Annotated in this window: 5 protein-coding genes; 1 reads left to right on the top strand and 4 read right to left on the bottom strand. The window is 66.5% G+C overall.

Going from position 1 to position 3,979, the window contains the following annotated elements; all coding sequences use genetic code 11:
- Positions 1 to 123: 123 nt before the first annotated feature.
- The 4 genes from A5701_RS24485 to A5701_RS24500 are packed head-to-tail and all read right to left on the bottom strand — an operon-like array spanning position 124 to position 3,464.
- A complete protein-coding gene (locus A5701_RS24485; RefSeq protein ID WP_067760400.1) occupies positions 124 to 996 on the bottom strand; it encodes an NAD(P)-dependent oxidoreductase in 873 nt (290 codons plus the stop codon).
- Positions 997 to 1,042: 46 nt separating this feature from the next.
- Entirely contained in the window at positions 1,043 to 2,218 is a 1,176-nt protein-coding gene (locus tag A5701_RS24490; protein ID WP_067760402.1) for a thiolase family protein, read from the bottom strand.
- A complete protein-coding gene (locus A5701_RS24495) occupies positions 2,215 to 2,643 on the bottom strand; it encodes a Zn-ribbon domain-containing OB-fold protein (protein ID WP_067760405.1) in 429 nt (142 codons plus the stop codon). The genes A5701_RS24490 and A5701_RS24495 overlap by 4 nt, the downstream gene beginning before the upstream one ends.
- 23 nt (positions 2,644 to 2,666) lie before the next feature.
- A complete protein-coding gene (locus tag A5701_RS24500) occupies positions 2,667 to 3,464 on the bottom strand; it encodes an SDR family NAD(P)-dependent oxidoreductase (protein WP_067277377.1) in 798 nt (265 codons plus the stop codon).
- Positions 3,465 to 3,686: 222 nt separating this feature from the next.
- Here A5701_RS24500 and A5701_RS24505 point away from each other — a divergent pair.
- The coding region (locus tag A5701_RS24505; protein ID WP_156670255.1) for a TetR/AcrR family transcriptional regulator at positions 3,687 to 3,979 on the top strand (293 nt) is incomplete at its 3' end.

The following is a 3,979-nucleotide window of genomic DNA, read 5'->3' on the forward strand; positions in this document are numbered from 1 at the left end:
GACACCTACTTCGGTTGATCCGTGACACTCCCTGGATGAGGGAGTTGAGCGTGGCCGAGCAGAGGTATCAGGCCGTGATGGATCGGTGGATAGGTCGCGTCGACCAGCCTCGCCAAGTCTTGATCACTGAGACTCGGTCGCAGCGGCGTGGGGCACGCCGAGCCCTTCGGCGAGATCCCGCAGAGCGATCTGCGCCAGCGGCAGGTCGACGCCCACCTCGCCGCCGAGGCCGAGCGCCAGGCTGAGATCCTTTTCTCCCAATTCCCGGGTGTGCAGGAAGGGCTGGTAGAGGAAGTGATCCGGGGCCAGCGGCCTGCTCATGTCGTCGCGGAACATCATCGCGCCTGTGCCGCCGCTGTGTGCGTCAGTGTGGCGCACGACCCGGCTGAACGCTTGCACATCAAGACCCGCCAACTCAGCGAGCTTCATCGCTTCGCAGGCGGCCGCAAAAGAGGTGAAAGTCAGCATGTTGCGCGCCAGCTTCATCCGGGTCCCCGAGCCGGGTGCTCCCGCGTGAACCACCATCGACGCCCACTGCTTGAAGGCCGGCTTGACGCGCTCGTAGACGTCCCGTTCGGCACCCACCATGACAGCCAGGTCACCCGTCTTCACCGCTTCCACGCCGCCGCTGACCGGTGCATCGATGACGTGAATGCCGGTCGGCTCCAGTTCGGCCGCGAGTTCGACTGCGGTTCTGTGGTCTATCGTCGAGTGGATCGCGATGACGGTGCCGCGCTTGGCTCGCGGGGCGAGCCGTGCCACCACGTCGCGCACTTGCTCGTCGTTCAGCACCATGACACTGATGATGTCTGCGGCCGCCACATCATCCACGGTGCCGGCGACCTGCACTCCCGCGTCGGCGAATGACGTTGTCGCATCCGGCCTTACGTCGAAAACGATCAACCCGCCCGGCCAGCCGACCAGCCGCTTGGCCATGGGCGCACCAAGATTGCCCAGCCCGATGAAGCCCAACTTCGGCGCCTGATCTTCGGCCATCAACTGCCTCCTCGGAGTCGCATGATCATTGTGCACGACGGCATGCTCAGGCCCGCCGCAGCAGCATCGCGGTGGTGCCGCTGTTGGCCGCCCCGACACCGACCGCGGCCAGCTTCGCGCCGTCGACCTGTCGCGCGGCCGCCTCGCCACGGATCTGCAGGCACGCTTCATGCAGATGCCCGAAGCCGTGCAGACGTCCTCCGGATAGCTGCCCTCCGGCAGTGTTGATGGGTAATTGTCCGCCCAGCGAGATGCGCCCCGGATCGGCGACCCACGCGCCGGATTCGCCGACCGGGCAGAAGCCGAAGTCCTCCAGCCAGCAGAGCACGAAGACACTGAACCCGTCATACAACGAGGCCACGTCGACGTCGGCGATGGTGAAGTCGGTGCGATCCCAGATCGTGGACCAGCGCGAACTGATGCGGGTGATGTCTTCACCTCCCTCCCAGGTGAACCGGTCGTGGTGGGCGCAGTCGAGGGCCTCGACCGCCACCCCCGGGTGGTCCAGCCCCGCGACGTGCTCGGCACGCGAAACGACGAATGCGGTCGCCCCGTCGCAGGCGATGTCACAGTCCAACATGCACAACGGGTCGGAAACCATGCGCGCGCCCAGATAGGCGTCCAGGTCGAGTGGGTCGCGATAGATCGCCGTGGGATTGCGGGCGGCGTGGGCCCGTTGCGCGATGGCTATCGACGCGAGTTGCTCCCGAGTCAGGCCGTACCGCAGCATTCGCGCGCGAATCTGCAGCGCCGCCAGGTTGGCCGCCGTCGCACCAAATGGCATCTGCCAGCCCAGCATCCCGGCGGGGCGGCCGCCGCCAGACCCGTACCCCTTGCGCCGGCCGGCGCCCTGAGCCGTGCCCTCCCAGATGCTGCGCCAACACAGGACGTGGTCGGCAAGCCCGCCCGCGACAGCGAGCATTGCGTCCACCACGGCGCCCAGCTGCCCGGGGGATTCCACTCCCCCGGCGACCCAGTTCGGCTGGATTCCCAGCGCGTCGTGGATGTCCCGCAACGACGCCCCCGAGAACCCGACGCCCGGTTGCGACGACCCGGGATATGTTGTGAGCCCGTCGATGTCGGCCAACGACAGACCCGCGTCGGCAACCGCGGCCAGACACGCTTCAGCGGTCAGCTCCAGCGGATCCCGCCCCAGCCGGCGGCCGATTGCCGACTGACCGATACCGCTGATGACCGCCCGATCGGTCACCCCGTTATTCACCAGCGCTCCGGCTCGAACAATGGAATGAACACCTCGTCTTCACCGTCTAGGCATCGATCGAACGTGACGCGAACGGGCATGTTCGCGGTGACCTCGGCGGGATGAACGTTCACCAGGTTGGTCAGCAGGCGTGCCCTCCTGTCCTCGACCGGAGTGACGAATGCGATCAGATAGGGCGGCGCGAACCCCGGGAACCACTGATGGCGATTCACCGTCCAGGACTCGACGAAGCCGCGGCCGCTGAGGTCGACATACTCGGTCGCCGCGTGGTCGACAGGGCACAGCAGCGCGGGCGGGTGACACAGCCGCCCGCAGTCGGTGCAGCGTTGCATGCGCAGCACTCCGTCGGCGCCGGCGGTCCAGAAGGGCCGACTTAGAGCCGTCAGCGCCGGAACCGGCCGGGAAGTGTCTGGTATGTGAGTCATGGGGTATATAGGCGATTCGACTGCTAGCCAAACACTCCCGGCGATTGCGAGTAGTCCACCGTCGACAGTTCGGTCATGCCCCCATCGACGTGGAGCACCGTGCCGGTCACGAACGCCGCGTCGTCCCCGGCGAGGAAGGCCACGGCGGGCGCGATCTCCACGGGGCTGGCGCCGCGCTTCATCGGCGAAGCCGCGGCCGTCCGCGTGTAGTTGTCCCATTCGGTGCCGATCAGTTTCTCCTGGGCCTCCGTAAGGGCGAACGGGCACACCGCGTTGACGCGGATGCGGTGGCGAGCCCACTCGTTGGCGGCCACTTTGGTCAGCGCCGCCACCGCGCCCTTGGCCGCCGAGTACGGAGCGGTGTAGGCGATGCCGGCGAGGGCGGAGCCCGACACGAAGTTGATCACCGACGCCCGCCCCGACTCGCGCAGGAACGGAAAGCAGAGCTGCATGAACCGGAACGTAGCCTTGGGCCCCGTGGCCTCGGAAAGCTCCCAATCCTTATCGGTGACCAATTCCAGCGCCTTCGGCATCGCGAAGAACTGCGCCGCGTTGACCAAGACGTCGATGCGGCCGCCCCCGGTTTCCGCCGCCTCCTGAACGGCGGCTTCAATCGCATCGCGGTGGGCGACGTTGGCCCTGATGAAGGAGGCCCGCCCGGAATTGCCCCGAATTCGCTCGACGCGCTCAAGGCCCTTCTCCCCGTTGAGATCGACGATCGAAACGTGAGCGCCCAGGCTGGCCAACTCCTCGGCGATGGCCCCGCCCAACCCCTGAGCCCCGCCGGTAACCAGCGCGTATCTGTCCTCGAGACGAGACAAGACCACTCCTTGCTGCGATGTAACAATGGAACATTAAGCGTTCAATTATCCAATGATTGCAGATCGCCGCGGCGGTGCCTAGTACACCCGCCTCGACCCCCGCGTGCGAACGATCCGGGGGTGCGGCCGTCTTCGCAGGGCCGGTGCGGCTCCCGGGCGCAAAGCCGCACGTCGCGTAGCATGAAGAGCTGAGATCACCGCCCTTGGCCTCGTAGGAGTGAGATGTTGACTGATCCGGTCACCAGCGAATCGGCGGCCCGCGCCGACGTCGACCGCCGTGACCAGATTCTCGACGCGGCAAACGAATGCTTCGCCCAGCTGGGCATCCAGCGCACCAGTGTGCAGGACGTGGCGCGCATGGCGAAGGTCTCGCGGGGCACCATCTATCGGTACTTCGTCGATCGCGATGTCCTGATCGAAGCCGCCATCGAGCATGGCGCACAAGGCTTCTACCGTGAAGTCGCCGCGGCGATGGCCAAGAAATCAACGCTGGCAGAACAACTCGGCGCGATGGC

It is taken from the genome of Mycobacterium sp. E3305 (genome assembly GCF_001666785.1).
Taxonomy (GTDB): Bacteria; Actinomycetota; Actinomycetes; order Mycobacteriales; family Mycobacteriaceae; genus Mycobacterium.

Coding starts and splice junctions, on each gene's coding strand:
- A5701_RS24485 (WP_067760400.1), bottom strand. CDS start 996: ATGGCCGAAGATCAGGCGCCGAAGTTGGGCTTCATCGGGCTGGGCAAT.
- A5701_RS24495 (WP_067760405.1), bottom strand. CDS start 2,643: ATGACTCACATACCAGACACTTCCCGGCCGGTTCCGGCGCTGACGGCT.